Origin of the sequence: Streptomyces sp. NPDC059534, assembly GCF_042743475.1 — a bacterium.
In the GTDB taxonomy this organism is placed as follows: domain Bacteria; phylum Actinomycetota; class Actinomycetes; order Streptomycetales; family Streptomycetaceae; genus Streptomyces.
Genome location: NZ_JBHWAQ010000010.1, coordinates 196,294 through 218,397 on the forward strand (window position 1 = coordinate 196,294; position 22,104 = coordinate 218,397).

Sequence of the window (22,104 nt, forward strand, 5' to 3'; positions counted from 1 at the left end):
GCCAAAGCCGAGGCCCCCGCCGTGGAGGGCGGGGGCCTCGGAGCGACCGTGAACGGTCACGTGTGCGCGGGTCAGCGCTTGGCGACGCCCACGAGGTCGCAGACGAAGATCAGCGTCTCGCCCGGGGCGATGGCGCCGCCGGCGCCGCGGTCGCCGTAGGCGAGGTGCGCGGGGATGACCAGCTGGCGGCGGCCGCCGACCTTCATGCCCTGGACACCCTGGTCCCAGCCCTGGATGACCTGGCCGGCGCCGAGGTTGAAGTCGAGCGGCGTGCCGCGGTTCCAGGAGGCGTCGAACTCCTCGCCGGTGGAGAAGGCCACGCCCACGTAGTGGACCTTCACGAAGTCACCGGCCTGGGCGACGTCGCCGTCGCCCTCCCAGATGTCCTTGATCTCCAGGTCCTTCGGCGGCTCGCCACCCGGGAAGTCGATCTCGGGCTTCTCGATGCTCACGGAAATGCTCCTCGTACTGATGAACTGCTCGATCGGGACAGTCTTACATCTTCGTCAGGATGTCGACGACGAACACCAGCGTGGAGTTCTTCGGAATACCCTGCTTCTCCTCGCTGCCGAACGCCTCGGACGGCGGGGCGACGATGAGGACGCGGCTGCCGATCTTCTTGCCGACCAGACCGTCCTTGAGGCCCTTCAGCGTGAGCTGGGCGAGCGGGAAGTTCGCGGGCTTGCCGGTGGTGTAGGTCGAGTCGAAGACCTTGCCGTCGGCCCAGAGGGCGGCGACGTAGTTGACCACGACCGTGTCGGTGGCCTTGACGGCCTCGCCGTTGGCCTCGAGCACGTAGTTCGAGACGAGCTTGGTCGGCGGGTCGGTCTTGGGGATCGTCAGCGAGGGGGCCTTGCCGTCGGTGTTGGTGCCGACCTTCGGCAGGTCCTTGTCGTCCTGGGCGACCGGGGTGCCGGTCGCGGACTTCGGGATGGTGACGGCCTTCAGGATGTCCACGACGAAGACGAGGGTGGCGTTGGGCTTGATGTCGCCCTGGCCCTGCGCGCCGTAACCGAGCTCCGGCGGGATGCCGATCTCGATGCGGCTGCCGACCTTCTGGCCCTCCAGGCCCTGGTCCCAGCCCTTGATGACCTGACCGGCGCCCAGCGTGAGGTCGAACGGCTGGCCGCGGTCGAAGCTGTTGTCGAAGGGGGTGGTGGAGTCCCACGCCTGACCCAGGTAGTTCACCTGGAGCGCGTCGCCCTTCTTCGTCACCGCGCCGTTGCCCTCGCTGATGACGTTGACCTTGAGTTCCTTGGGCGGGTCGCCCTCGCCCTTGGCGAGGGTCGGCTTCTCCCCGAACTTCTCCCCCGCGGTGATGGCGGGCAGCCCGTTCTTCATCGAGGCGGAATCGGAGCCCTTGTCGTCGCTGCCGCACGCCGCTGTGGAGAGCAGCAGCAGCGGGACGACGAGAAGGCCGGCAAGTCGGCGCACGTGTTCCTCAGATCTCAGACGGCACAGTAGTTGTGCCGACACTCTAGGGGACCCTCCTGTCGACGGAAGGGCCCCGCACGTGAAACGTGCGGGGCCCTCAGGCGCGTACGACCTGCTCTTACATTCCGGCGATCAGCTTTTCGACCCGGTCGTCGACGGAGCGGAACGGGTCCTTGCACAACACGGTGCGCTGGGCCTGGTCGTTGAGCTTGAGGTGCACCCAGTCGACGGTGAAGTCCCGGCGCTGCTCCTGGGCGCGGCGGATGAAGTCGCCGCGGAGCCTGGCCCGAGTGGTCTGCGGGGGCACGGACTTGCCCTCGAAGATCTTCAGGTCGTTGCAGATCCGCGCCGCCTGCCCGTTCTTCTGGAGCAGGTAGTAGAGCCCACGACGGCGGTGGATGTCGTGGTAGGCGAGGTCTATCTGGGCGACCCGCGGGTTCGACATGGTCATGTTGTGCTTGGCCCGGTAGCGCTCGATGAGCCGGTGCTTCATGACCCAGTCGATCTCGGTCTCGATGCGGTCGAGCCGCTCGCTCTCGATCGCGTCGAGCGTACGGCCCCACAGCTCCAGGACCTGGGCGACGGTGCCGGAGCGGATGCCGCGGCGGTCGACGAAGTCCACGGCCTTCTCGTAGTACTCGCGCTGGACCTCCAGCGCGGATGCCTCGCGGCCGCTGGCGAGCCGGACCTTGCGCTGCCCGGTGATGTCGTGACTGACCTCGCGGATCGCCCGGATGGGGTTCTCCAGCGTCAGGTCGCGCATCACGGTGCCGGCCTCGATCATGCGGAGCACCAGGTCGGTGGCGCCGACCTTGAGCAGCATGGTCGTCTCCGACATGTTCGAGTCGCCGACGATGACGTGCAGCCGGCGGTAGCGCTCGGCGTCGGCGTGCGGCTCGTCACGGGTGTTGATGATGGGCCGCGAGCGGGTGGTGGCGGAGCTGACGCCCTCCCAGATGTGCTCGGCACGCTGGGAGACGCAGAAGACCGCGCCGCGCGGGGTCTGGAGGACCTTTCCCGCACCGCAGATCAGCTGCCGGGTGACGAGGAAGGGAATGAGGATGTCCGCGAGCCGGGAGAACTCCCCGTGGCGGGCGACGAGATAGTTCTCGTGGCAGCCGTAGGAGTTTCCCGCCGAGTCGGTGTTGTTCTTGAAGAGGTAGACGTCGCCCGCGATTCCCTCCTCGTGCAGGCGGCGTTCGGCGTCGACGAGCAGGCCCTCGAGAATGCGCTCGCCGGCCTTGTCGTGGGTGACCAGTTCGGTCACGTCGTCGCATTCCGGTGTGGCGTATTCCGGATGCGATCCCACGTCCAGGTACAGGCGGGCGCCGTTCCGCAGGAAGACATTGCTGCTGCGGCCCCATGACACGACACGGCGGAAGAGGTAGCGCGCCACTTCGTCAGGAGACAGTCGGCGCTGTCCCCTGAACGTGCACGTGACGCCGTACTCGTTCTCCAGCCCGAAAATGCGGCGGTCCATGTCTGAACATTACGCCTGACGGCCTGTGCTGAAACCGGGTTGGGCGTTCCCGTTTCGATCATTTTCCGATCAGTGCGCGTTCTTTTCGGTGTGTACGGCGGTGGGGACCACCTCTCCGACGGCGTGTCGCCCGGTGTCGCCGGGCGTGCCGGGAGCGGTGAGGACACGGCCGGTGGCGAGGAGGACCAGCAGCGCGACGAGACCGCCCACGCCGGCGACGGCGAAACCGGCCACGGTCCCGGACAGTTCGACCGCGGGTCCGGCGACGGCGGAGCCGAGGGCCGCGCCGACGCCGAAGGTGGTGACGAGCCAGGAGAACGCCTCGGTGACGGTGCCGCGCGGGGCGTGCCGGTCGACCACGATGAAGGCACAGGCCAGGACCGGGGCGAGGAAGACCCCGGAGAGGACGGAGAGGCCGGTCATGGCGACGGGGCCGGGGGTGAGCATCAGCGGCAGGTAGCAGAGCGCGAGGAGCAGCACGAGGACCCGCAGCCGCCGTTCGGGGGCGCCCGCCCAGGGCCGGGCGCCGTAGACGGTGCCGCCGACGAGGGCCCCGAGTCCGAGGGCGGCCATCAGCCAGCCGTAGACGGAGGGGGTGCCGCGGTCGTCAGCGTAGGCGACGGCGGCGACGGTGATGGAGCCGAGGGCGAGTCCGACGAAGAAGAAGGAGCCGAGGAGGGCGAGGAGCCCGGGCGAGCGCAGGGCGCCCAGCCAGTGGGCCTCGCGGGTGGCGGAGCGCCAGGTGCGCGAGGGCTCGGAGAGGACGACCGCGAGGGCGCCGAGCACCCCCAGGACGTTGATGACGAGGAGGGCGGCGGCGGGCGACCGGACGGCGACGAGGAGCGTCACGAGCAGCGGGCCGACGGTGAACATGACCTCCTGGGCGACCGCGTCGAGGGCGTACGCGCGGTGGACCCGGTCCTCGCGGCCCAGGACGCTCGGCCACAGGGCGCGCAGGCCGCCCTCCAGCGGCGGGGTGAAGAGGCCGGCGAGCACGACGGCGGCGTAGGCGAGGGCGAGGTGGCCGATGCCGACGAAGGCGAAGAGGGCCATGCCGACGGCCGAGAGGACGGCGGCGGGCAGCTGGACCCGGGGCTGGCCCTTGAGGTCGACGGCCCGGCCGAGGAGCGGCTGCCCGATGGCGTTGGAGACGCCGTACGCGGCGATCAGGCCGCCGGCCAGGGTGTAACTGCCGCCCTGGTCCCGGACGAACAGGGTCATGGCGATGGGGCCCGTGCCGTTGGGCAGGCGCCCGACGAGGGTGCCGGCGAGGAGCCGGGCGGCGTGCGGCGCCCGGAGTATGTCGAGATAGCCGCCGTGCGCGGGGGCCTCGGTGGCCATGTCGGTCTCCCCTCACCTCGGAACCCTGCCGAGGTTTTACGTATAACGTTACGGGTCATACGTACCATGTCGGCGTGACGCGGGTCCACCCCGCCGGCACACACCCCCTGATCAGCGCCCGACGCGGAGGCCCCCCGTGCAGACCCCCGAACCCCCCGCCGGCGGCGCCCGCCCGACCAGCCGGGACGTGGCCCGGGCGGCGGGCGTCTCGCAGGCCACCGTCTCCCTCGTCCTGGGCGACAAGTGGCGTGGCCGGGTCTCCGAGCGCACGGCCGGGGCGGTCCGCGACGCGGCCCGCGAACTGGGCTACCGGCCCAACCTCGCCGCCCGCAATCTGCGCCTCGGCCGCACCCGCACGGCGATGCTCGTCGTCCCCGCCCTCACCAACGAGTTCTTCGCCCACGTCTACACGGGCGCGGCGGCGGTGGCGGCCCGGCACGGCTTCGGCGTCGTCCTCTACCCCTCCCCCGACGGCGTCGGCCCCGCCCGCGACCCCTTCGCCTCGGCCCAGGCCGCCCTGGACGGCGTCATCGCCTCCTCCATGGCCGCCGACGCCCTCGACGCCTTCCGGGGGACCGACCTGCCCCTCGTGATGCTCGACAGCGACCCGTCCGACAGCGGGGCCTCCGCCCATGTGAACCTCGACGTCGCCGACGGCATGCGCCGGGTCACCGACCACCTGCTGGCACTGGGCCACCGCCGCTTCCTGCACCTGGCGTCCGCCGTGCCCTCCTGGACCTTCGACGCGCGGGCCGCCGCCCTCGCCGACGCGCTGCGCGGCACGGAGCTGCGGACCGTGCGGGCGCCGCTCAGCGTCGCCGGCGCGTGGGAGGCCGTCACCCTCGCGTTCGAGGCCCCCGGCCCCCGGCCCACCGCCGTGATCTGCGACGACGACATCCTCGCGGTCGGCGTCGCCAAGTTCGCGCGCCGGCTCGGGCTGCGCGTCCCCGAGGACCTCTCGATCACCGGCTTCGACGACCTGGCCCTGGCGACCGCGGTCGAACCGGAGCTGACCACGGTCCGGCTGCCCGCCGAGGAGTTCGGCAGACGGGGTATGGAGGCCCTCCTCGCCGTTCTGGCGGGCGAACCGGCCCCGCCCGCCACCCTGCCCGTGACCCTCGTCCCCCGCGGCTCCTCGGGCCCGGCACCGGCCGCCTGAGGCCCCGACCCGCCCGAGGGGCCTCTCGGGTACGCCGGAGGGCCCCGATGGCGCCGGAGAGGCCCGGTGACGCCGTAGGGCGCCCGGACACGCCGGAGGGGCCCCGGTCCGCACGGACCGGGGCCCCTCCGGGCTGAGCCGACTACTCCTCGGGAGCCTCGTCGGAGGGCTCGTCCGTCTTCGCCGCCGCCGCGTTGTCCGCCTCCAGGAGACGGGACAGCTGACGGCCGACGATCCGCTTGAACTTGCGCTGCTGCGGACGCGTACGGTCCAGGACCGCCACCTCCAGCCGCTCCGCGGGGATCTCCCGCTCGCTGCCGTTGGTGTCCCGCGAGAGCGCCTGCACGGCCAGCTTCAGGGCCTCGGCCAGGGACATGCCGTCCCGGTGGCGCTGGTCCAGGAAGGAGCCGATCTGCTCCGCGTTGCCGCCGACCGCGACCGAGCCGTGCTCGTCCACGATCGAGCCGTCGTGGGGCAGCCGGTAGATCTGGTCGCCCTCCGCCTCGGCGCCGACCTCGGCGACGACGAGCTCCACCTCGTAGGGCTTCTCCCCCGCGCTGGAGAAGATCGTGCCCAGCGTCTGGGCGTAGACGTTGGCCAGGCCGCGCGCGGTCACGTCGTCCCGGTCGTAGGTGTAGCCCCGCAGGTCGGCGTAGCGCACACCGCCGATGCGGAGGTTCTCGTACTCGTTGTACTTGCCGGCGGCGGCGAAGCCGATCCGGTCGTAGATCTCGCTGAACTTGTGCAGTGCGCGCGACGGGTTCTCGCCCACGAAGACGATGCCGTCGGTGTACTGGAGGACGACGAGGCTGCGGCCTCGGGCGATGCCCTTGCGGGCGTACTCGGCCCGGTCGGCCATGGCCTGCTGGGGTGAGACATAGAACGGCGTGGACACCGGCTACCGTCCCTTTCTTCCGGTCTGAAGGGCTACTGCGGGCGACGAACGGTCAGAGCAGGGCGGCGCGCGGCCCGTCGGGCTGCTCCAGGCGCCGTTCGGTGACCGACCGGGCCAGCGCGGAGGACTCGGCCTCGCTGAGCCTGCGGAAGCCCTCTTCGGTGATGACGGTGACGATCGGGAAGATCCTGCGCGCCATGTCCGGCCCGCCGGTCGCCGAGTCGTCGTCCGCCGCGTCGTACAGCGCCTGGACCACCAGCGTGGTGGCCTGCTCCTCGGTCAGGTCCGCGCGGTACAACTTCTTCATCGACCCGCGCGCGAAGATCGAGCCGGAGCCCGTGGAGGCGAAGCCGTGCTCCTCGGAGCGGCCGCCGGTCACGTCGTAGGAGAAGATCCGGCCCTTCTCCTTGCCCTCGTCCCAGCCCGCGAAGAGCGGCACGACGGCGAGCCCCTGCATGGCCATGCCGAGGTTGCCGCGGATCATGGTGGAGAGACGGTTCGCCTTGCCCTCCAGGGAGAGCGTCGCGCCCTCCACCTTCTCGAAGTGCTCCAGCTCCAGCTGGAACAGCTTGACCATCTCCACCGCGAGACCGGCGGTGCCGGCGATGCCGACGGCGGAGTACTCGTCCGCCGGGAACACCTTCTCGATGTCCCGCTGCGCGATCATGTTGCCCATGGTGGCCCGCCGGTCACCGGCGAGGACGACCCCGCCGGGGAACGTGGCCGCCACGATGGTGGTGCCGTGCGGGGCCTCGATGATGCCCTCCGGGAGCTTCCGGTTGCCCGGGAGCATCTCCGGCGAGTGGTCGGCCAGGAAGTCCATGAACGAGGACGACCCCGGCGTCAGGAAGGCCGCCGGCAGACGCCCGGTGCTACGAGGGTTGGCTTCCACGCGATTCCTTCCGGGTGGGAGAGTCGCCCGCCGTGGGGAGCGCGGGGCGATCTTGGTTACTGTGCACGGACCATACCCGTGCCACCGCCTGTCATCCGTCCCCGGGCCCACGGCTTTCTCCGGGGCTCCGGGGACGGAGGGCGACAGACGCGCGAGGCGGCTACTGGCCACCCTTTTGCACGAACGACCGCACGAAGTCCTCTGCGTTCTCCTCGAGGACGTCGTCGATCTCGTCCAGGACGGAGTCCACGTCCTCGCTCAGCTTCTCCTGGCGTTCCTGGAGGTCGGAGCTCGCCTCCGTGGTGGTCTCCTCGACCTCCTCCGTGGAACGCGTCGCCTTCTGCTGTCCGCCGCCGGTGTCCTTGGTCGCCATATCCCTCACCCCGCTCGATTCGGCCCGCTCGGTCGAGTCCTTACAAGATCAGACCCTATAGGGCGGGTCCGACTTCGGCCCCGCAGTTTCCACAACGTCCGGGCACTGATTCCATGATTCCCAGTGCCCGGGTATTTCAGGCCCCTGCCGGGCCACCGGTTCAGCCGCCGGAAAGCACGCGGACGAGTTCCTCCGCCGTCCGGCAGCGGTCCAGCAGCGATTTCACATGGGCCTTGGTGCCGCGCAGCGGTTCCATCGTGGGGACGCGCTGGAGCGAGTCACGGCCGGGCAGATCGAAGATCACCGAGTCCCAGGAGGCCGCCGCGACGTCGTCGGCGTACTGCTCCAGGCACCGGCCCCGGAAATAGGCCCTGGTGTCCTCCGGCGGCGCCGTCTCGGCCCGCAGCACCTCCGCGTCGTCCAGGAGCCGCTTCATGCGCCCACGGGCCACCAGGCGGTTGTAGAGGCCCTTGTCGGGGCGCACGTCCGCGTACTGGAGGTCCACCAGGTGCAGGCGGGCCGCGTCCCAGTCCAGGCCGTCGCGGCGCCGGTAGCCCTCCATCAGCTCCCGCTTGGCGATCCAGTCGAGCTCGCCGGCCAGGCTCATGGGGTCGTTCTCGAGCCGGTTGAGCGTGTCCTCCCAGCGGGTGAGGACGTCCTTGGTCTGCTCGTCCGCGTCCGAGCCGTACCGCTCCTCCACGTACTTCCTGGCCAGCTCGAAGTACTCCATCTGGAGCTGGACCGCGGTGAGCGTCCGGCCGCTGCGCAGGGTGACCAGGTACTGGAGGGTCGGGTCGTGCGAGACGTGGTGGAGCGTCCGTACCGGCTGGTCGACGGCGAGGTCCACGGTGATGAACCCGTCCTCGATCATCGACAGGACCAGCGCGGTGGTGCCCAGCTTGAGGTAGGTCGAGATCTCCGACAGGTTCGCGTCGCCGATGATCACGTGCAGCCGGCGGTACCTCTCGGCGTCGGCGTGCGGCTCGTCCCGGGTGTTGATGATGGGCCGTTTGAGGGTGGTCTCCAGCCCCACCTCGACCTCGAAGTAGTCGGCGCGCTGGCTGATCTGGAAGCCGTTCTCCCGGCCGTCCTGGCCGATGCCGACGCGTCCCGCGCCGGTCACGACCTGGCGGGAGACGAAGAAGGGGGTCAGGTGGCGCACGATGTCCGAGAAGGGGGTCTCCCGCTTCATCAGGTAGTTCTCGTGCGTGCCGTAGGAGGCGCCCTTGTTGTCGGTGTTGTTCTTGTAGAGGTGGATGGGCTGGGCCCCGGGCAGCTGGGCGGCGCGCACCGCCGCCTCCGCCATGATCCGCTCGCCGGCCTTGTCCCAGAGGACGGCGTCCCGCGGGTTGGTCACCTCGGGCGAGCTGTACTCGGGGTGGGCGTGGTCCACGTAGAGCCGCGCACCGTTGGTGAGGATCACGTTGGCCAGGCCGATGTCCTCGTCGGTGAGCTGGCTGGAGTCGGCGACCTCGCGGGCGAGGTCGAAGCCGCGGGCGTCCCGCAGCGGGTTCTCCTCCTCGAAGTCCCAGCGGGCACGGCGCGCCCGGTGCATCGCCGCCGCATAGGCGTTGACGATCTGGGACGAGGTGAGCATGGCATTGGCGTTCGGGTGTCCCGGGACGGAGATCCCGTACTCCGTCTCGATGCCCATTACTCGCCGTACGGTCATGCGGCCCTCCTTGCCCGGCGTCGCTCACAGTGCGCGACTCGGCGTTACCGAAGAGCCTAGAGCGGCTCCGCGCTGGTGGGGAGATCACTTGCGGTATTTCCCCGCTGCCGGGAGAAATGCCGGCGGAATGCGACGGCTGCGGATGCCCGGTTTCCGGACGTCCGCAGCCGGTTCGCGTTTTACAGGTACTGACCGGTGTTGGCCACCGTGTCGATGGAGCGCCCGGTGTCCGCGCCCTGCTTTCCGGTGACGAGGGTGCGGATGAACACGATCCGCTCGCCCTTCTTTCCGGAGATCCGGGCCCAGTCGTCGGGGTTGGTGGTGTTGGGCAGGTCCTCGTTCTCCTTGAACTCGTCCACGCAAGCCTGGAGGAGGTGGGAGACCCGGATGCCCTTCTGGTTGTGGTCGAGGAAAGCCTTGATGGCCATCTTCTTGGCCCGGTCGACGATGTTCTGGATCATCGCGCCGGAGTTGAAGTCCTTGAAGTAGAGGACTTCCTTGTCGCCGTTGGCGTACGTGACTTCGAGGAAGCGGTTCTCCTCGGATTCCGCGTACATCTGCTCGACGACGGACTGGATCATTCCGTGGGCGGCGGCGGCCTTGGAACCGCTGTGCTCGGAGATGTCGTCCGAGTGGAGCGGCAGGTTCGCCGTGAGGTACTTCGCGAAGATGTCCCTCGCCGCCTCCGCGTCCGGGCGCTCGATCTTGATCTTGACGTCGAGCCGGCCGGGCCGCAGGATCGCGGGGTCGATCATGTCCTCGCGGTTGGAGGCGCCGATGACGATGACGTTCTCCAGGCCCTCCACGCCGTCGATCTCGGCGAGCAGCTGCGGGACGATGGTGTTCTCCACGTCCGAGCTGACACCCGAGCCTCGGGTGCGGAAGAGGGATTCCATCTCGTCGAAGAAGACGATGACGGGGGTGCCCTCGCTCGCCTTCTCCCGGGCACGCTGGAAGACGAGGCGGATGTGCCGCTCGGTCTCGCCGACGTACTTGTTGAGGAGCTCGGGGCCCTTGATGTTGAGGAAGTAGGACTTCCCCGCGGGCTGGCCGGTCACCTCGGCCACCTTCTTGGCCAGGGAGTTGGCCACGGCCTTCGCGATCAGCGTCTTGCCGCAGCCCGGCGGGCCGTAGAGCAGGATGCCCTTCGGCGGCCGCAGTTCGTGCTCCTTGAAGAGGTCCGGGTAGAGGTACGGAAGCTCGACCGCGTCGCGGATCAGCTCGATCTGGTTGCCCAGACCGCCGATCTTCTCGTAGTCGACGTCCGGGACCTCTTCGAGAACGAGCTCCTCGACCTCGCTCTTGGGGACCACCTCGTAGACGTAGCCCGACCTGGAGTCCAGCAGCAGGGCGTCACCGGCGCGGATGGTGACGTCCAGCAGAGGCTCGGCGAGCCTCACCACCCTCTCCTCGTCGGTGTGCCCGACCACCAGGGCGCGCTCGCCGTCCTCCAGGATCTCCTTGAGGGTGACGATGTCCCCGGCGCGCTCGTACTCCATGGCCTCGACCACGTTGAGCGCCTCGTTGAGCATGACTTCCTGGCCGCGCTTGAGCTCGTCGAGCTCGATGCTGGGGCTCACGTTCACCCGGAGCTTGCGGCCCCCGGTGAAGATGTCGCACGTGCCGTCCTCGTTGGCCTGCAGGAAGACGCCGAAGCCGGCCGGCGGCTGTGCGAGCCGGTCGACCTCTTCCTTGAGTGCGACGATCTGGTCGCGGGCCTCACGGAGTGTGTTCGCGAGTCTTTCGTTCTGCGCGGACACGCCGGCCAGGCTGGTCTGCAGCTCGACGATCCGCTCTTCGAGAATCCTCGTGTGGCGCGGAGAGTCGGCGAGCTTGCGGCGCAGGACGGCGATTTCCTGCTCGAGATAGGCAACCTGTCCGGCGGGGTCCTCAGACCCTCGCCCGGGCCGGATGCCGCGGTTGATGTCGTCGTCGTGGGCTGCCACGGTCCTCACCTCCTCCAGGGGGAGCTGGACGCTTCCTGACCCTACCTGCGTGGGTGATGATTGAAACCCCTAGATCAAAAAGACTCCGGGGTGTGTCCGATCTTCACCCTTGCGCTTCCCCTCTCGCCAGGGGAATACCCACCCTTCACCAGTTGAAAGCGGGCGGTTGTATCGTCGTCTTTGGCCAACACCCGTCAGGGGTGGCCCGACTTACCGCGCGAAGCAGAAACGGCAGGAGATATGACCGTGCAGCACGAGGCCCCGGCGACGGGCGCCGAGGAGGCGCTGGAAGTCTGGATCGACCAGGACCTGTGCACCGGGGACGGGATCTGCGCGCAGTACGCCCCGGAGGTCTTCGAGCTCGACATCGACGGGCTCGCTTATGTGAAGAGCGCCGACGACGAACTCCTCCAGGACGCGGGCGCGACCACCCCGGTGCCCCTGACGCTGCTCCAGGACGTGGTGGACTCCGCGAAGGAGTGCCCGGGCGACTGCATCCATGTGCGCCGGGTCGCGGACCGGGTCGAGGTGTACGGCCCCGACGCGGAGTGACGGGTCAGGCGCCGTACGCGTCGGCCTGGCCGGCGCGTACGAAGGCGCCGCCCTGCCAGCGCCAGCTGACCTGCTCCTTCTCGTCGGGGCAGCAGAGCGGCACGTCGGGGTTCGAGTAGCCGAGCAGCGTGGCGTGCACCGCTCCGTCGCGGACGGAGAGCTCGGCGACGTTCTGGTGCAGCCCCGGTTCGACGAGCGTGGCCACCACGCGCGCGGGGGCACCCTTCTCCCTGGCGCGGGTCAGGACGTAGACGGCGTGCGGCGGGGTGCCGGAGCCGGCTTCGCAGTGCACGACCGCAACGGTCTCCGGGTTTCCGTCCCCGTCGAGATCGCCGCTGGCCCGCTTCGCGACCTTCCGGGCGACTCCCCCGCAGTCCAGCGGGTAGTCGACTCCGGCGGCCTCGGGAGCGGGTGCGGGGAGCGGGGCGGCCGGGGCCGGACCGGCTCCGGCGGGGCCGGGCTGGATCAGGCCGGCGAGGGCCACGACGGCGGCCGTCGCGGTGGCGGTGGCCAGCCAGTGGGCCGGCCGGGCGTGGGTGTGCGCGAGGTCCGCGAGGTCGGGGACGGCGGAGGGCTGCACGCGAGACGTCTCCTGTGGGGTGGTGCGGCGTGGTTTCCGGGCATCGTGCCACACGTCACAGGGTGACGGAACAGCTGGGGTCGGCGGTGATGGGGCGGTCCCGCCGACGCGAACACGCCACGGACGGAATCGTTCCGGGGACGCCCGAACATGAGGACGCCGCCGTCGACTTCCCTCCCGTGCGCGGGGAACTCGACGGCGGCGCTGTGCGGATGTCGGGACGTCAGCCCTTGTTGGGGCCTTCGTAGTCCTCGCCGTAGGCGCCCTTGGCGGGGCGGCGGCGGCGCATCGGGGGCTCGACCCCGTCCGCGAGGCGGCGGGCGGTGACGAGGAAGCCGGTGTGGCCGATCATGCGGTGATCGGGGCGGACGGCGAGGCCCTCGACGTGCCAGTTGCGGATCATGGATTCCCACGGCTGCGGCTCGGCGTAGCAGCCGAACTCGCGGATGGACTCCACGGTGCGGGCGAGCTGGGTGGTGGTCGCCACGTAGCAGCAGAGGATGCCGCCGGGGACGAGCGCCTTGGAGACGGCCTCCAGGCACTCCCACGGGGCGAGCATGTCCAGGATGACGCGGTCGACGTCCGTGTCGGACAGGTTGTCCTGGAGGTCGCCGACGGTCAGCTGCCACGCGGGGTGGGGGCCGCCGAAGTAGCGCTCGACGTTGCCCTTCGCGATCTCGGCGAAGTCCTCGCGGCGCTCGTAGGAGTGCAGCATGCCGCTGTCGCCGATGGCGCGGAGCAGGAAGCTGCTGAGCGAGCCGGAGCCCACACCCGCCTCGACGACGCGCGCGCCGGGGAAGATGTCGGCGAAGGCGAGGATCTGACCCGCGTCCTTCGGGTAGACCACGGCGGCGCCGCGGGGCATGGACAGGACGTAGTCGGGGAGCAGGGGGCGCAGCGCGAGGTAGGCGACGTTTCCGGTGGTACGGACAACGCTGCCCTCGGGGGCGCCGATCAGTTCGTCGTGCGGGAAGGAACCCTTGTGGGTGTGGAAGTTCTTTCCCTCTTCGAGCGTGAACGTGTAGTGACGGCCCTTGGGGTCGGTCAGCTGAACCTGGTCCCCGACCTTGAAGGGCCCGCGTCGGCGGGCGGCACCGGTCGGTTCGGACATGTGAACAAGAGTACCGGGCTCAGGAGGACGGCCGTGCCATGGCCTTGACGAAGGCCCGCTCGACGTCGGTGGTGGCGAGGACGCCGTAGATCTCGCCGGTCTCCTCGACGACCAGGTACTCGGTGGCCGGGCTGGCGCGGAGGTGGTCGAGGAGGGGCTGGCCGGTGAGTTCGGCGGGGACCCGCATGCCGTCGGAGAGGTCCTGGGCGAGGGTGCTGACGGCGACCCAGGGGCGGCGGTGCTGCGGGACGGCGGCGATGGCGGTCTCGCGGACGATGCCGGTGGGGTCGCCGTTGCCGTCGACGACGACCAGGGCGCGGGCGCCGGCCTCGTTGGCGCGGCGCAGTGCCTCGGAGAGGGGGGTGGCGGGTTCGACGGGGATGGCGCGCCGGGTGAGGGTGCGGGCGCTGAGTTCGGGGAGGTGCTCGCGGAGCCGGGCCATGCGGAGGCTGTTGCCGGCGCCGGTCCAGATGATGGCGGCGAGGATCGCGGCGAGCAGGGCGTCGGTGACGGTGTTGAAGCCGCTGATGTCGTCGGTCGTGTTGCCGAAGAGGCCGGTGCGGGTGAGCAGGGGCAGGCCGACGAGGACGAGGACGGCGAGCGCGCGGCCGACCCAGGCGGCGGCGACGGTGCCGCTCATGGGCTTGCCGGTGATCTTCCACACGACGGCGCGGAGCATGCGCCCGCCGTCGAGCGGAAGGCCGGGGAGCAGGTTGAAGGCGGCGACGATCAGGTTGGAGATCATCAGGCCGGCGAGGAGGACACCGGGGACGGTGCCGGGCTCGACGGCGTACAGGGAGAGGTAGAACACGCCGGAGAGGACGAGGGAGAGGAGCGGGCCGACGAAGGCGAGGACGAACTCGCGGCCGGGGGTCTCGGTCTCCTTCTCGATCTCGGAGACGCCTCCGAAGAACTGGAGCTGGATGCGGCGCACCGGGAGCTTGAAGCGGAGCGCGGCGAGGGTGTGGGCCAGCTCGTGGACGAGCACGGAGGCGTAGAAGGCGACGGCGAAGAAGAGGGACACGAGGTAGCGGGCGGCGCCGAGCTCGGGCAGGAGGCGTTCGATCTGGTCGCCGAAGACCCAGGTGATGAGGGCGGCGACGAGGAACCAGCTGGGGGCGACGTAGACGGGCACGCCGAAGGGGCGGCCCATGAGGATCCCGCCGCCGGGCTCCTCGGTCCGCTGCGGCTTGGGCTCGTCCTGGTTCACGGGTTCCTTTCGTCGCGTGGTGTGACCCGCGTCGGTGCGTCACGGTTCGATCATGCAGTGCGACGGGGTCCCGGGTCGATGGTATTCCGCGCGTTGTCGGTGGCGGGTCGTAGGGTCTTCGTCATGAGTACGAGCGAGCAGGTGCCGGCGGAGCCCCGGGCGCCCATGTCGTTGTCGCCGTCGCGGGCGAGCGATTTCATGCAGTGTCCGCTGCTGTACCGGTTCCGGGTGATCGACCGGCTGCCGGAGAAGCCGAGTCCGGCGGCGACCCGGGGCACGCTGGTGCACGCGGTGCTCGAGCGACTCTTCGACGATCCGGCGGTGGAGCGGACGGCGCCGCGGGCGAAGGCGATGGTGCCGGGGCAGTGGGACCGGCTGCTCGAGTCGAAGCCGGAGCTGGGCGAGCTGTTCGCGGAGGACCCGGAAGGGGAGCGGCTGGCTGGCTGGCTGGCCGAGGCGGAGCGGCTGGTCGAGCGGTGGTTCACGCTGGAGGACCCGTCGCGTCTGGAGCCGGCCGAGCGTGAGCTGTTCGTGGAGACGGAGCTGGATTCGGGGCTGCGGCTGCGCGGGGTGATCGACCGGATCGACGTGGCGCCCTCGGGTGATGTGCGGATCGTGGACTACAAGACGGGGAAGGCTCCCCGGCCGGAGTACCGCGACGGGGCGCTGTTCCAGATGACGTTCTACGCGCTGGTGGTCTGGCGGCTGCGGCGGGTGATCCCGCGGCGGCTGCAGCTGGTGTACCTGGGCAGCGGGGAGGTGCTGACGTACGACCCGGTGGAGGCGGATCTGCTGCGGGTGGAGCGGAAGCTGCTGGCGCTGTGGGACGCGATCCGGCTGGCGACGGAGACGGGCGACTGGCGGCCGCGTCCGACGAAGCTGTGCGGCTGGTGCGACCACCAGGCGGTCTGCCCGGAGTTCGGGGGGACTCCCCCGGTCTATCCCCTGAAGATCGTTTCCGCGCGCCCGCCGGAGTCGGGCGAATCCGGTCAGGGCAGAATGGACCCGGCCCGGCCCGCCCTGTGAGCCGGGTCCGTGCCGTGTGCCCGGTCCGCCTCGTGAAGGAGCCCTTGTGACGATCCGCGTCCTCTTGGTCGACGATCAGCCGCTGCTGCGCACCGGCTTCCGGATGATTCTGGAGGCGGAGCAGGACATCGCGGTGGTGGGTGAGGCCGGGGACGGTCTCCAGGCGCAGGAGCAGGTGCGCGCCCTGCAGCCGGACGTGGTGCTGATGGACATCCGGATGCCGCGGATGGACGGGGTGGAGGCGACCCGGCAGATCACGGGTCCGGGCCGGGACGGTCCGGCGAAGGTGCTGGTGCTGACCACGTTCGATCTGGACGAGTACGTGGTGGAGGCGCTGCGGGCGGGGGCGAGCGGCTTCCTGCTGAAGGACGCTCCGGCGAACGAGCTGGTGCAGGCGATCCGGGTGGTGGCGGCGGGCGAGGCGATGCTGGCCCCGTCGATCACGCGGCGGCTGCTCGACAAGTACTCGGCACACCTGCCGACCGGCGAGGAGCGGATGCCGGACACGCTGAGCACCTTGACCGACCGTGAGGTGGAGGTGCTGAAGCTGGTGGCGCGGGGGTTGTCGAACGCGGAGATCGCGGCGGATCTGTTCGTCAGCGAGACGACGGTGAAGACGCACGTGGGCCATGTGCTGACGAAGCTGGGGCTGCGCGACCGGGTGCAGGCCGCGGTGTACGCGTACGAGAGCGGTCTGGTGCGGCCGGGCGGCGGCCAGTAGCCGGTCCACCGGGTACGCCGGCACCCCGGTACTCCGGTACTCCGGTACTCCGGTACGAGAGGCACGGGAAGGGCCCGGCACGCACCACGCGTGCCGGGCCCTTCCCGTGTCCCGCACGGGGCCGTCAGCCCTTCCGGATCTCCCAGAAGCGGAAGACGGTGGACGCGTCGAGGGTCCATTCGAGGCCGGTGACGTCGTCGCGGGCGACGGCGTACTGCTTGCCCTGCCAGAGCGGGAGCATCGGCAGCTCGTCGGCGACGAGGTCCTGGAGCTGTCCGTACTCGTCGGCGGTGGCGGCGCGGTCGGTGAGGGCGGCGGTCTTCGGGAGGAGGCGGCCGGTGATGGCGGCGTTGTCGTAGTGGTTGCCGAGGACGTTGCCCTCGCCGAAGAAGGGGGCGGTGAAGTTGTCGGCGTCGGGGTAGTCGGGGACCCAGCCCTTGACGTAGACGCCGTACTTGCCGGCGGCTATGTCCTTCTCGTACTGGTCGTAGTCGACGGACTTGACGTCGGCGGCGAACAGGCCGCTGTCGTTGAGCTGGCCGGCGACGGCCTTGAGCTCCTGGTCGGTGGCCGGGCCGTAACGGCTAGGGGTGGACCAGAGGGTGAGCTTGACCTTCTTGGTGATGCCGGCGGAGCGCAGGGCCTTCTTCGCCTTCGCGGCGTCGGGGGTGCCGTAGGTGTCGAAGAAGGCGGTGTTGTGGCCGGCGATGCCGGTCGGGACGATCGAGTAGAGCGGCGTGGCCGTCGACTTGTAGACGTCCTCGACGAGGGCCTCGCGGTCGACCAGGTGGGCGATGGCCTGGCGGACGGCGAGCTTGCCGACGACCGGGTCCTTCATGTTGAAGACGAGGTGCTGGACCTCGGCGCTGCTGCCCTGGACGACCTCGATGCCCTTGTCGTCGGTGGTGTCGGAGGTTTCGAGGGCCGCGATGTCGTCGGCCGAGAGCCCTCGGTAGGCGATGTCGACGTCGCCGTCGGTGAGGGCCTTGGCGAGGGCGGAGCGGTCGCCGCGGTAGAGCTTGAGGGTGATCCCGCTGTTCTTGGGCCGGGCGAGGCCGTGGTATCCGGAGTTGGCGGAGAAGGTGGCCTCGGTCTCGCTGAACGAGTCCAGCTTGTACGGGCCGGAGCCGGTCGCCTTGCCGTCGGTGCGCAGCGCGTCGGCGGGGTACTCGCGGTGGTCGACGATGGAGCCGGCGCCGGAGGCGATCTTGCTGGGGAAGGTGGCGTCGGGGACCTTGAGGTGGAAGACGACGGTCCGCGCGTCCGGGGTCTCGATCGTGTCGATGGTGGAGAGCAGCGGGGCCGGGCCGGAGGGGTCGGCGATCTTGAGGGCCCGCTCGAAGGAGAACTTGACGTCCTCCGAGGTGAGCTTGTTGCCGTTGGAGAAGGTGAGGCCGTCCCGCAGGGTGCAGGTGTACACCTTGCTGCCGCCGGAGAAGCCGCACCGGTCGGCGGCCTCCGGCTCGGGGGCGAAGCCGCCCTTGGGGAAGGCGAGCAGCGACTGGAAGACGTTGTTGAACAGCAGCCAGGAGCCGGGGTCGTAGCCGGCGGCCGGGTCGGTGGCGAGGATCTCGTCGGACATGCCGACGCGCACGCCCTCCCCGGAGCCACCGGCGCCGCCGCCCTGCTCGGTGCCGCAGCCGCTGAGCAGCGCGGCGGACAGGCCCGCGGCGAGCGGGGCCGTCAGCCACTTGTTGTGTGCCTTCACAGAACGTGCCTCTTGATCTCTATGTCAGGCCGGCCGCGCGCGGGTGCGCGGCCGGTACAACCGATCCGGACAGGGGTTATGCGGTGCCGCGTCCCAGTTCCCAGAGCAGCAGGTCGGAGGAGGTGTTGAGGGCGTACTCGACCCCGTTGAGGTCGTTGCGCGCGGCGACGTACTGCTTGCCCTGCCACAGGGGCAGGACGGGGACGTCCTGGGCGACGATCTTCTGGATCTGGGCGTAGACGGGGGTCGCGGCGGTGCGGTCGGCGATGCGGCGCGAGCGCGGGATGAGCTGGTCGCGGACGACCTTGTTCACGTAGGGGGTGTTGAGGAAGTTGTCGCTGTCGAGGAAGGGCGCGACGTAGTTGTCGGGGTCCGGGTAGTCCGGGAACCAGCCGAGGCCGTAGACGGCGTAGTCGCCGCGCTTCTGGGCGGTGCGGAACTTCGACCACTCGGAACCCTGGACGGTGGCGTCGAAGAGCTCGGAGGCGACGAGCTGCTTCCTGAGCGCCTGGAACTCCTGCGCGGTCTCGGCGCCGTAGTGGTCGGTGGTGTAGTTCAGCGTGACCTTGACCGGCGTCTTGACGCCCGCTTCCTTGAGGAGCTTGGCGGCGCGGGCGGGGTCGGGCTCGCCGTACTCGTCGAAGAAGGGGGTGGCGTGGCCCGTGATGCTGGAGGGGATCAGCGAGTAGAGGGGCTCGGCGGTGGGGCCGTAGACGAGGTTGACGAGCGCGCCGCGGTCGACGACGGACGCCATGGCCTGGCGGACGGCCTTCTCCTGGACGGAGGGGGCCTTGGTGTTGAAGCCGAGGTAGCGGATCTCGAGGCCGGGGACCTCGGTGATCTCGATGCCGTCCTGGGGCGACTCGGTGAGGTCCTTGATCTGCTTCTGCGACAGGGAGCGGGCCATCATGTCGATGTCGTCGCTCTCCAGGGCGGCGCCCATGGCGCCGGAGTCGGCGTAGGGGCGCAGTTCCACCTTGTCGTTGCGCAGGGTGATGTCGCCCTTGTAGGCCGGGTTCCTGGTGAAGACGAAGCGGGTGGCCTTCTCGCCGTCGCGCTCGACCTTCATGGTGTACGGCCCCGAGCCGTCGACGTCGAAGCCGTCGCGGAGCGTGTCGGCGGCGTACTTGTCCTTGCTGAGGATGCCGGCGACGGGGGTGGAGAGCTTGTACGGGAAGGTGGCGTCGGGGCTCTTGAGGTGGAAGACGACGCCGTCGGTGCCCTGGGTCTCGACGGTGTCGATGTTCGCGAGGAGCGCGGCCGTGCCGTTGTCCGACTTGATCTTCAGGACGCGGTCGACGGAGTACTTGACGTCCTTGGCCGTGATGGCGGTGCCGTCGGCGAAGGTGAGGCCGGAGCGCAGCTTGCAGCGGTAGCTCTCGCTGGCCTTGTCGGAGAAGCCGCAGCTCTCGGCGGCCTCGGGGACGGGCTCGCCGCCGCCGCGCGGCACGTGCATCAGGGTCTGGACGGTCTGCCGGAGGATGTTCCACGCGCCGGTGTCGTAGGCGTACGCCGGGTCCAGCGGGGCGGGGGCGTCACCGGTGGCGATGAACTGGTCCGTGGTGCCGACGACGATCGCTCCGTCGTCCTGCGCTCCGCCGCAGGCGGCGAGGAGGGGGGCGAGCAGTCCGGCCACGGCCGGGAGCACCAGGGTCTTGCGGTTCATCAGGGACGATCTCCTCATCCGGCACTGGGATACAGCGGTCAGTGGGAACTCCGCCGCCGGCCGCCCGGTCGGGGCGGGAGCGATCGGGCCGGGTGTTGCGATCGTTCCTGTGCTCACGGCTGCTGGGGTGTGCGCCGGTGCACGCGGTTATACGGCGAAGTACTCGCGAAAGATTAGTGGGCGGCGCCGCTATTGCCGGACCGAGGACGGCCGCGGGGGCTGCCTCAGGGTGAGCATGAATACGGGACGCCCGATAGTCATGCGGCGGCACGACGGGGACGCCGGTGAGCGAATCGGGACACATGAGGGCAACGGAACACGCTTATTTCGGACAGGAAACGAGGACAGGCCACCCACCGCCGGGCACTCTGCGTGACGAAGGTCACGGGAATGCCGTCTCGGTGAATGGCCTGCCGGATTCCCTTGTGGGAAAGGTGCATTCGCTCCGGGGAAAGCTCAGATAAAGCTCAGATTCCGGAGATCAGGGTGCGCAGGAAAGGCACGTCGACCTCTTCGAGGGAGCGCACGACGACCCGGCCGGGAGAGGCCGCGATCGGGGCGACCGAGGGGACCGCGACGACCCGGCAGCCGGCCGCCTCTGCGGCCGCCACACCGGTCGCCGTGTCCTCGATGACGGCGCACAGGGCGGGGTCGGCCCCGACCCCGCGGGCGGCCGTCAGGTACGGCTCGGGGTGCGGCTTGGTCCGCACGACCTCGTCGCCGGCGACGGTCAGCGTGAAGCGGTCGTGGCCGAGCGAGGCGAGGACCCGGTCGATGATCCGCCGGTGCGAGGCGGAGACCAGGGCGGTGGGGATGGAGTGCCGGGACAGCTCGGCGAGCAGCCGTTCGGCGCCGGGCATGAGCGGGACGCCCCGGTCGATCCGCTGCTCGAACTTCTCGTTGAGCAGCACCGTCAGCTCTTCGAGGGTGATGTCGGCACCGGTGGACTCGATGAGGTAGCCCGCGCTGCGGGTCATCGGGCCGCCGACGACGATGTCACGCCACGCCTCGTCCAGCCGGTGGCCGAGATCGGCGAAGACCTCGACCTCCGCGTCCCACCAGAACCCCTCCGTGTCGACGAGGGTCCCGTCCATGTCGAGGAAGACCGCCTGCAGGGCGGAGCTGCCGTTCGTACGGAACAGGGACGCGGGGACCGTACTGGTCATCCGGCACACCTCCATGGAGGGACGAGAAGGCCGGTCTTCCTCCCCGGTACGGGGAGGAAGACCGGCCTGCACTGGACCGACAAGTGTACGTCCGGATCATCGCGGACGCGTGTATTTACCCCACGCGTCCGCCGGGTCGGTCACCGAGCGTTGAAGTACTTCGCCTCGGGGTGATGGATCACGATGGCATCGGTGGACTGCTCGGGGTGGAGCTGGAACTCCTCCGACAGGTGGACGCCGATCCGCTCCGGGCGGAGCAGGTCCGCGATCTTCGCGCGGTCCTCCAGGTCGGGGCAGGCGCCGTAGCCGAGGGAGAAGCGGGCACCGCGGTACTTGAGGTCGAACATGGACTGGACGTCCGCCGGGTCCTCGCCCCCGAAGCCGAGCTCGGCGCGCACGCGCGCGTGCCAGTACTCGGCGAGCGCTTCGGCGAGCTGGACGGAGAGGCCGTGCAGCTCCAGGTAGTCGCGGTAGGAGTCGGACGCGAAGAGCTCGGCCGTGGCCTCGCCGATCCTCGATCCGACCGTGACGACCTGGAGGCCGACGACGTCGGTCTCGCCGGACTCCTCCGGGCGGAAGAAGTCCGCGAGGCAGAGGCGGCGGCCCCGGCGCTGGCGCGGGAAGGTGAAGCGGGTCCGCTCGTTGCCGGCCTCGTCCAGGATGATCAGGTCGTCGCCCTTGGAGACGCAGGGGAAGTAGCCGTGGACGACGGCCGCCTCCAGCAGGTTCTCGGTGTGCAGGCGCTCCAGCCAGCCGCGCAGCCGCGGCCGGCCCTCGGACTCGACGAGCTCCTCGTACGAGGGGCCGTCGCCGGCGCGGTTCTGCTTGAGGCCCCACTGGCCCTTGAAGAGGGCGCCCTCGTCGAGCCAGGAGGCGTACTCCTTCAGCGGGATGCCCTTGACGACGCGGGTGCCCCAGAACGGCGGGGTCGGCACCGGGTTGTCGGTGGCCACGTCGGAGCGGCCGGCGGGCTCCGGCTCGTCGACCTGGAGCGCGGCGCCCGTGCCGCCGCCCTTGGCGACCCGTCGCTGCTTCAGCTCGGGGAGCGCGGCGCCGGGGACGCCCCGCTTGACGGAGATGAGGGCGTCCATGAGGCGCAGGCCCTCGAAGGCGTCGCGGGCGTAGCGGACCTCGCCCTGGTAGATCTCGTGGAGGTCCTGTTCGACGTAGGC

Annotated in this window: 20 protein-coding genes; 4 read left to right on the forward strand and 16 right to left on the reverse strand. The window is 70.2% G+C overall.

The features are described from left to right. Positions 1-71 precede the first annotated feature (71 nt). The 4 genes from ACFVZH_RS15380 to ACFVZH_RS15395 form a co-directional block, all read right to left on the reverse strand. The gene (locus ACFVZH_RS15380; protein WP_384897352.1) at positions 72-452 is read right to left on the reverse strand and encodes an FKBP-type peptidyl-prolyl cis-trans isomerase; all 381 of its coding nucleotides are present in this window, start codon (positions 450-452) and stop codon (positions 72-74) included. Between the two features lie 43 nt (positions 453-495). Beyond that, positions 496-1,434 carry an FKBP-type peptidyl-prolyl cis-trans isomerase gene (locus ACFVZH_RS15385; RefSeq protein ID WP_384897354.1) on the reverse strand — a complete coding sequence of 313 codons (939 nt, stop codon included), beginning with the start codon at positions 1,432-1,434 and terminating at the stop codon, positions 496-498. Positions 1,435-1,552: 118 nt separating this feature from the next. Further along, a complete protein-coding gene (gene pafA, locus ACFVZH_RS15390) occupies positions 1,553-2,914 on the reverse strand; it encodes a Pup--protein ligase (RefSeq protein ID WP_384897356.1) in 1,362 nt (453 codons plus the stop codon). A gap of 69 nt (positions 2,915-2,983) precedes the next feature. Beyond that, the gene (locus tag ACFVZH_RS15395) at positions 2,984-4,255 is read right to left on the reverse strand and encodes an MFS transporter (protein ID WP_384897358.1); all 1,272 of its coding nucleotides are present in this window, start codon (positions 4,253-4,255) and stop codon (positions 2,984-2,986) included. Between the two features lie 136 nt (positions 4,256-4,391). On the opposite strand from ACFVZH_RS15395, the gene ACFVZH_RS15400 reads away from it, so the two are divergent. Then, positions 4,392-5,414 carry a LacI family DNA-binding transcriptional regulator gene (locus ACFVZH_RS15400; protein WP_384897360.1) on the forward strand — a complete coding sequence of 341 codons (1,023 nt, stop codon included), beginning with the start codon at positions 4,392-4,394 and terminating at the stop codon, positions 5,412-5,414. 142 nt (positions 5,415-5,556) lie between these two features. Here ACFVZH_RS15400 and prcA read toward each other — a convergent pair whose 3' ends face one another. The 5 genes from prcA to arc form a co-directional block, all read right to left on the reverse strand. Further along, positions 5,557-6,309: a proteasome subunit alpha gene (prcA, locus tag ACFVZH_RS15405; RefSeq protein ID WP_384897362.1), complete on the reverse strand. Its 753-nt coding sequence runs from the start codon at positions 6,307-6,309 to the stop codon at positions 5,557-5,559. Positions 6,310-6,361: 52 nt separating this feature from the next. Then, positions 6,362-7,201 (reverse strand): proteasome subunit beta, encoded by an 840-nt coding sequence (prcB, locus tag ACFVZH_RS15410; protein ID WP_384897364.1) that lies wholly within the window; start codon positions 7,199-7,201, stop codon positions 6,362-6,364. A 160-nt stretch (positions 7,202-7,361) separates the two neighbouring features. After that, entirely contained in the window at positions 7,362-7,574 is a 213-nt protein-coding gene (locus ACFVZH_RS15415) for a ubiquitin-like protein Pup (RefSeq protein WP_053194491.1), read from the reverse strand. 160 nt (positions 7,575-7,734) lie between these two features. Next, positions 7,735-9,246 carry a depupylase/deamidase Dop gene (gene dop / locus ACFVZH_RS15420; protein WP_384897366.1) on the reverse strand — a complete coding sequence of 504 codons (1,512 nt, stop codon included), beginning with the start codon at positions 9,244-9,246 and terminating at the stop codon, positions 7,735-7,737. A 179-nt stretch (positions 9,247-9,425) separates the two neighbouring features. Next, entirely contained in the window at positions 9,426-11,192 is a 1,767-nt protein-coding gene (arc, locus tag ACFVZH_RS15425) for a proteasome ATPase (RefSeq protein ID WP_384897368.1), read from the reverse strand. 240 nt (positions 11,193-11,432) lie between these two features. Between arc and ACFVZH_RS15430 the strand changes: the two genes are divergently transcribed. Next, positions 11,433-11,744: a ferredoxin gene (locus ACFVZH_RS15430; protein ID WP_384897370.1), complete on the forward strand. Its 312-nt coding sequence runs from the start codon at positions 11,433-11,435 to the stop codon at positions 11,742-11,744. 4 nt (positions 11,745-11,748) lie between these two features. Here ACFVZH_RS15430 and ACFVZH_RS15435 read toward each other — a convergent pair whose 3' ends face one another. The 3 genes from ACFVZH_RS15435 to ACFVZH_RS15445 form a co-directional block, all read right to left on the reverse strand. Next, a complete protein-coding gene (locus tag ACFVZH_RS15435) occupies positions 11,749-12,324 on the reverse strand; it encodes a hypothetical protein (protein ID WP_384897372.1) in 576 nt (191 codons plus the stop codon). A 223-nt stretch (positions 12,325-12,547) separates the two neighbouring features. Beyond that, entirely contained in the window at positions 12,548-13,435 is an 888-nt protein-coding gene (locus ACFVZH_RS15440) for a tRNA (adenine-N1)-methyltransferase (protein ID WP_015032448.1), read from the reverse strand. A gap of 19 nt (positions 13,436-13,454) precedes the next feature. Then, the gene (locus tag ACFVZH_RS15445; protein ID WP_384897401.1) at positions 13,455-14,588 is read right to left on the reverse strand and encodes a site-2 protease family protein; all 1,134 of its coding nucleotides are present in this window, start codon (positions 14,586-14,588) and stop codon (positions 13,455-13,457) included. 180 nt (positions 14,589-14,768) lie between these two features. On the opposite strand from ACFVZH_RS15445, the gene ACFVZH_RS15450 reads away from it, so the two are divergent. Next, on the forward strand, positions 14,769-15,671 hold the full coding sequence (locus ACFVZH_RS15450; RefSeq protein ID WP_384897374.1) for a RecB family exonuclease: 903 nt from the start codon (positions 14,769-14,771) through the stop codon (positions 15,669-15,671). A gap of 46 nt (positions 15,672-15,717) precedes the next feature. After that, positions 15,718-16,392 (forward strand): response regulator, encoded by a 675-nt coding sequence (locus ACFVZH_RS15455; protein WP_384897376.1) that lies wholly within the window; start codon positions 15,718-15,720, stop codon positions 16,390-16,392. 124 nt (positions 16,393-16,516) lie between these two features. On the opposite strand, the gene ACFVZH_RS15460 is transcribed toward ACFVZH_RS15455, so the two are convergent. The 4 genes from ACFVZH_RS15460 to ACFVZH_RS15475 all read right to left on the reverse strand — a co-directional run. Continuing rightward, complete coding sequence (locus tag ACFVZH_RS15460) at positions 16,517-18,100, reverse strand: ABC transporter substrate-binding protein (RefSeq protein ID WP_384897378.1); 1,584 nt, start codon at positions 18,098-18,100, stop codon at positions 16,517-16,519. A gap of 76 nt (positions 18,101-18,176) precedes the next feature. Further along, positions 18,177-19,766 (reverse strand): ABC transporter substrate-binding protein, encoded by a 1,590-nt coding sequence (locus ACFVZH_RS15465; protein WP_384897380.1) that lies wholly within the window; start codon positions 19,764-19,766, stop codon positions 18,177-18,179. A 467-nt stretch (positions 19,767-20,233) separates the two neighbouring features. Next, positions 20,234-20,932 carry an HAD family hydrolase gene (locus tag ACFVZH_RS15470; RefSeq protein ID WP_384897382.1) on the reverse strand — a complete coding sequence of 233 codons (699 nt, stop codon included), beginning with the start codon at positions 20,930-20,932 and terminating at the stop codon, positions 20,234-20,236. 140 nt (positions 20,933-21,072) lie between these two features. After that, positions 21,073-22,104 (reverse strand): vitamin B12 dependent-methionine synthase activation domain-containing protein (locus ACFVZH_RS15475; RefSeq protein ID WP_384897383.1); only part of this gene is annotated, 1,032 nt, incomplete at its 5' end.

Coding starts and splice junctions, on each gene's coding strand:
- ACFVZH_RS15465 (WP_384897380.1), bottom strand. CDS start 19,766: ATGAACCGCAAGACCCTGGTGCTCCCGGCCGTGGCCGGACTGCTCGCC.
- ACFVZH_RS15445 (WP_384897401.1), bottom strand. CDS start 14,588: ATGGGCCGCCCCTTCGGCGTGCCCGTCTACGTCGCCCCCAGCTGGTTC.
- ACFVZH_RS15395 (WP_384897358.1), bottom strand. CDS start 4,255: ATGGCCACCGAGGCCCCCGCGCACGGCGGCTATCTCGACATACTCCGG.
- ACFVZH_RS15450 (WP_384897374.1), top strand. CDS start 14,769: ATGAGTACGAGCGAGCAGGTGCCGGCGGAGCCCCGGGCGCCCATGTCG.
- ACFVZH_RS15415 (WP_053194491.1), bottom strand. CDS start 7,574: ATGGCGACCAAGGACACCGGCGGCGGACAGCAGAAGGCGACGCGTTCC.
- ACFVZH_RS15470 (WP_384897382.1), bottom strand. CDS start 20,932: ATGACCAGTACGGTCCCCGCGTCCCTGTTCCGTACGAACGGCAGCTCC.
- ACFVZH_RS15430 (WP_384897370.1), top strand. CDS start 11,433: ATGACCGTGCAGCACGAGGCCCCGGCGACGGGCGCCGAGGAGGCGCTG.
- pafA (WP_384897356.1), bottom strand. CDS start 2,914: ATGGACCGCCGCATTTTCGGGCTGGAGAACGAGTACGGCGTCACGTGC.
- dop (WP_384897366.1), bottom strand. CDS start 9,246: ATGACCGTACGGCGAGTAATGGGCATCGAGACGGAGTACGGGATCTCC.
- ACFVZH_RS15440 (WP_015032448.1), bottom strand. CDS start 13,435: ATGTCCGAACCGACCGGTGCCGCCCGCCGACGCGGGCCCTTCAAGGTC.